The 5,028-nt window shown below is 67.5% G+C and carries 3 protein-coding genes; 1 reads left to right on the forward strand and 2 read right to left on the reverse strand.

Features of this window, described 5'->3' with window-relative positions; all coding sequences use genetic code 11:
• The first annotated feature begins 342 nt into the window (after positions 1–342).
• Complete coding sequence (locus NZM16_RS02955; protein ID WP_295478438.1) at positions 343–1,278, forward strand: phosphatase PAP2 family protein; 936 nt, start codon at positions 343–345, stop codon at positions 1,276–1,278.
• On the opposite strand, the gene NZM16_RS02960 is transcribed toward NZM16_RS02955, so the two are convergent.
• Positions 1,162–2,658, reverse strand: coding sequence for an ATP-binding protein (locus NZM16_RS02960; protein ID WP_295478441.1), 1,497 nt, complete (start codon positions 2,656–2,658; stop codon positions 1,162–1,164). The two genes, NZM16_RS02955 and NZM16_RS02960, sit on opposite strands and share 117 nt — an antisense overlap.
• A 72-nt stretch (positions 2,659–2,730) precedes the next feature.
• Complete coding sequence (locus NZM16_RS02965; RefSeq protein WP_295478444.1) at positions 2,731–4,920, reverse strand: glycosyltransferase family 39 protein; 2,190 nt, start codon at positions 4,918–4,920, stop codon at positions 2,731–2,733.
• Positions 4,921–5,028 lie beyond the last annotated feature (108 nt).

Raw genomic sequence — 5,028 nt, forward strand, 5'->3', positions numbered from 1 at the left:
CGCACCGCCCCCGAAAGATCTTTTCTTCCCCCTCCTCACGGCCCTCTGGGCCGTGGGGAGGGGGAAGAAAGGGGGGAGGGGGCATCGCCTTCCGGACTCGCTTCGGTTCCTCCAATCCCCAGTTTATAACTGGACAAAGCACTACGTTATCGAAGAGCGATTCGTTCTTCAGAGAACGTGGGCCGCCGGCCGGGCCCGATGGTGGACAGGGCGTTTCAGATCCTCCCACATCGCTTCACGGCATGGGAGCAGCGAAGTGGGAGGAGGAGGTCCCTTCCGGCGGTCGGGCCGTTCGCTCCCGGCTCATGCGAAGGGGGCCAATCCCTGTTGAGGAGGGCATGGATGCCGGACTGGATGCGCTGGCAGATCGAGTGGATCGTCCAACTGCAGGCGCTTCAGCCGCCATGGGCCATCCCCTTCTGGCGCCTCATGTCATTCCTGGGGGAGGAGCAGGCGTTCCTCCTGATCCTTCCTGCCCTGCTCTGGGGCTATCGAAAGCGTGAGGCGCTCTACACGGCCAGCGGGCTCCTGCTGGGCAGCTACCTCACGTTCGTCCTCAAAGATCTCTTCGCCACGCCCCGTCCTTTCCATGTCGCCCCGGATCAGGTCCGGGTCCTCCTGCCTGGGGGGGAGGCCCTGGGCTACGGGCTTCCCAGCGGGCATGCGCTGAACGCCGCGGCGCTGTGGGGGACGCTGGCCGGGATGATCGGGCGGCCATCGTTCACTCTGTCGGCCATCGCGCTGGTCTTCCTGATCGGCTTCTCCCGGATCGTCCTGGGCGTCCATTTCGTCCACGATGTGCTGGCAGGCTGGGGGATCGGAGCGATGGTGGCTTTCCTGATGGCCCGCCAGGCCCCCCTCTGGATCCCCCGTCTGACCGCCTCCCGTCGGCGGAGCCTTCTTCTGGCGACGGGGATCGTCCTCCTGCTTTTCCTGATCCACGGAACGCGGGAGACGGCGGTGCCATTGGGCGCCTGGCTGGGGATGGCGTGGGGGGCGATCGGGGAATCCTGGAGGAACGGTTTCGATCCCGGTGGGCCAGCGGCCCAGCGGGGCCTGCGCCTGGCGTTCGGCCTGCTCACCCTGGGGGCGGTCTATGGAGGTTTGACGCTGGCGTTTTCGCTGCTTCCGCCTTCCCTTTCCGGGGAACCTGCCCTGCGGCTATTGCGTTACGCGGGGATCGGCCTCTGGGTGACCTGGGGCGCGCCGGTGGCCTTCCTCCGGCTGGGATTGGCCCGAAACCAGCGGACGATACAGGGCCTCCCGACGGATCCCTGACCAAGGCACCTCTAAGATCACCGTGGTCCCTACGCCGGGCTGGCTCTGGATCTCCAGACGCCCGTTGAGCAGATAGGCGCGCTCCTCCATATTGCGCAGGCCAAAACCGGGTTGAGCCTCCGGGCCGAACCCGCGGCCATCATCGGCGATCTGGATCCGGAGCTGGCCGTCTTGCAGGGCGGCGGCGATGCGCACCCGTCGAGCGCGGGCGTGGCGGACCACGTTGCTCAGGGCCTCCGAGACGATGGCAAGGATGTGGCGCAGCTGGGCCGGCGGCAGCTGCGCATCCGAAGGGATCTGCCAGTCGGTTTCCACATCCATCAGGGCGGACAGGCCATATTCCCGGATGAGGCGCTCCAGCCCATCGATCAGGCTGGCCATCGCCGGGCGCACCTGGAGCTCCTGGAGGATCTCCCGCAGGCTCTGCACCGCCTGATCCAGCAGGCGAACCACCGGGTTCAGGGCGCTGGCCGTGGCGGGTTCCGCCTGAGCCTGGACGTTGCGGATCAGCAGGCCGGCCCCATAGATCATCTGGAGGGTGCGGTCGTGCAGCTCCCGGCTCATCCGCTCCCGCTCGCTGGCCAGGATCTGGGCCTCCTCCAGACTGCTCAGCCGGCTGCTCAGCTCGATCTCGAAGATCTCCAGCGCCCGCAACATGCCCGCCACGAGGACGATGCCCGCCAAGCTGCGGAGCAGGAAAACCGGCACGCCCGCGAGGTTCTGCACCGCTTCTTCGTTGATTGAGTTCAAGGGAAAGATGGGAACGGGGGGCCCGACCAGCCCGGCCAGGAGGCTGTAAGCGGCGATCGCCAACCCGGTGGTGCGCAACATGCCAACGATGTGCGGCCGGGCCAGGGGGATCAGGAGGTGAAAGGTGTGGCGGCGCAGGGCATAGGCCGCCAGCATTCCGCCGGGGAGGCCCAGGAAGTAGCGCGCGCCGGCCTCCACCCAGCGCTCCCATTCCAGAAGGGGAAGCGCGGCCAGAAGCCCCAGGGCGAAGGCCCCTGCGCCCCATGCCAGGAACAGGACGAGCCCGATGGGCCGCAGCCACCCCCAGCGCGGTCCGAGGGGAGCGACGATGTCGGCGCCGAACTCAAACAGGCAGAGGAAGGCCAGGGCCAGGGCCATGATCCGTCCGACCATCAGGATGCTCCCGGCCTCCGCCGCGATAGGCGAGCGAAGGGGCAGAAGGAACGCGTCGCTCCATTCATACACGGCATGAAGGATCCCGAAGCCGGCCAGCCAAGGAAGGCTGCGGGCCAGACGCAGGCGGCTATGGCCGCGGGATTGCAGAAGCAGGCTGAGGCCCAGCGTGTAATAGACCAGGCCAGCGAAAAAGCGCAGGGCCGGCTCCTGAGCCATGAACAGATCCCGGATCATCGCCTGGAGCTCCTCCGATCTCGAAACGCAGGAAAACAACGGCGTGCGGGCGAGCCACTTCGCCCCCACACCTCACCATGGAAGGCGGTTCAGGAAAATCCAGTCATAATTCCACTGATAGCCCTCCGGCGGAACCCGAAACGTCAGAAGCGCATGGCCTCCCCCCTCCCAGAATACCTTGTAGTGCCCCGGCGCGAGAGGCTCTCCCCACTCCCAGATCTCCGCCACGATCTCCCCGGCCGATCGAGCGCCCGGGAACCATCCCTCCGGAGGCGTCAGCGTCACGACCGTTCCGTCCGGGAACCGAAGCAGCAACCGATGCGTGTCGTCCGGTACGGATCGGTCCGCCCGCCAGACCAGGTGCACCCGCCACCGCGGCCGGCCGTCGATCTCCGTGCGCCACGCGCCGCTTTCCAGCAGGGTGATCCCGTCCCGGAGCACACGCCCCGAGCGCCGGGAGGCGTCCAGAAGCGGGCGGATCTCGACGAAGCCGATCTGCGCCGCGTCCGTCCCGGTCTCCGTCCGCAGGCGCCGCCATCCGGATTCCACCGGCTCATACAGGCCGACCATGATTTGATACCGGCCCGCCGGGAGAAAGGGAGGCACGGCGATGGCGAGGGTCTGGGTGATCCACGACCCGGCTTCCCACCGCTCCGTGGGTGGCTCCGGCTCCCGATCCGTCCCGGCCCGATAGCGCCCGGCCTCATCCCAGAGATGAGCGAAGACCACATAGCGGCGGGCCACGGAACGTTCCGCCCGCCAGCGCAGACCCACCCGAACGCTGCCCCGGGGCCCGGCGACCGGGTCCGGGAGGGCCACGGCCTCCAGGAGGATGCCCTCCTCGAAGCGGATCTGGACAGGCTGCCAGGAGGGGGCATCGGGCCAGGGGACGAAGCGGAAGATCTCGGCCATCGGATACCAGGCATGGCGATCGAAAGGCCCCTGCCGGGCCAGGGCCTCCGCCACCGGCCGGTAAAGCGCCTGAAAGAACGTCACGCCGACCAGCCACGTGGGTTCCTGGAGGCGATCCCCCGGGTTGGCGAGATCCGCCATCGCCATCAGACGGGAGCGGGTCTCCGGGTAGAAGAGGGCCATCTCCGCCTGGTTCCAGTAGCCGTGGAAGACCATGCGGTCAGCGGGATGCGCGAGGGCGTGGAGGGTGGCATAGAGCTCCCGCTGGGCCTCCACGTAGATGGGCGCGTTCGCATAAACCGCCCAGGTTCGTCCGATGCCGTAAATCCCCAGCATGAGGAACAGCGGGGGCAGGATCCATCGCCATCGGCGGCCCCAGCCGATCGTCAACGCCCATACGTAAAACGGCAGCATTGGGGAAAAATACCGCGCGGCGTAAAAGGGGAAGCGCGTGGTCAGCGCCAGCCCGATCCCGAGGGGAATCGCCATCGCCAGCCCAAGGCGGAGCGTTCGAGGGGAGATGGCCGTCGCCAGCCCGAGGGCCGCGATCGTCGCCCCCAGCCAGCCCAGCGCGCCGTCGGCCCCGATACCGATCCCCAGCGCGCCCATCAGGTTCGCCAGGACCTCGACGGGGCTGGGCCGAACCGGGATCCGCGTTAGGGTGCGCACGGTGTGGGCCAGCGAAGGGCCCAGCGCGCTGGCCGACCAGAGGAACAGGGGAAGGACGGCCAGGGTCAGGAGAAGGGCTTCGCGAAGCCAGGAGCGCGGGCCTTTGGCCATCAGGCGCTGGGCCGGGAGGAAGAACGCCCCATAGAAATGCGTGAGGGTCAGCGCCCAGGCGCTGAGCAGCCATCCCCGATCGCGCCCGCGCAGCGCCTGCCATGCCCCTAGGGCGCTCCAGGCGATGGCCATGGAATACATCCGGCCGAGGGTGGCCAGGGCGAAGAACAGCGGATTCAGCGCAAGAAGGAGCATCGCCAGCGCCCCCGCGCGGGGGCCGGCGGCCGCCTTCACCAGACGGTAGACGAGCGCCAGGGCCAGGAGGGCGAAGAACGGCGAAACGAATTTCAGCGCGAAGGGATGCGGGACCAGCTGGAGCCATCCCCAGAGCAAAACGTAATAAAGCGGGGGATGGCTATCCCGCGCCACCGCCCGCAGGGTGTCCAACAGATCGTAGATCCGCACAATGGCGCCGTGGGCCTCATCATTGTGCACGAAACCAGGGGGGAGCGCGATCAGATAAAACGCGAACGCAAGCGCGAGAAGCCCCAGGGGGATCGCCCGGTATCCCCATCCGCTCAGCAGGACGGCGAAAATCGAATTGGACTTGCTCCGGTGCGATGCCGCCATCGGCGTTTCCGTAGATCCCCAAAGTTCTTCCATCCAGGCTTCCGAGGATCGTGCTTTGCCCATTTTTCATTTGGGGGTTTCGGGGGCGGTGTGGGGGGCCTTTGGCCC

The sequence above is a fragment of the Thermoflexus sp. genome (assembly GCF_025055495.1).
Taxonomy (GTDB): domain Bacteria; phylum Chloroflexota; class Anaerolineae; order Thermoflexales; family Thermoflexaceae; genus Thermoflexus.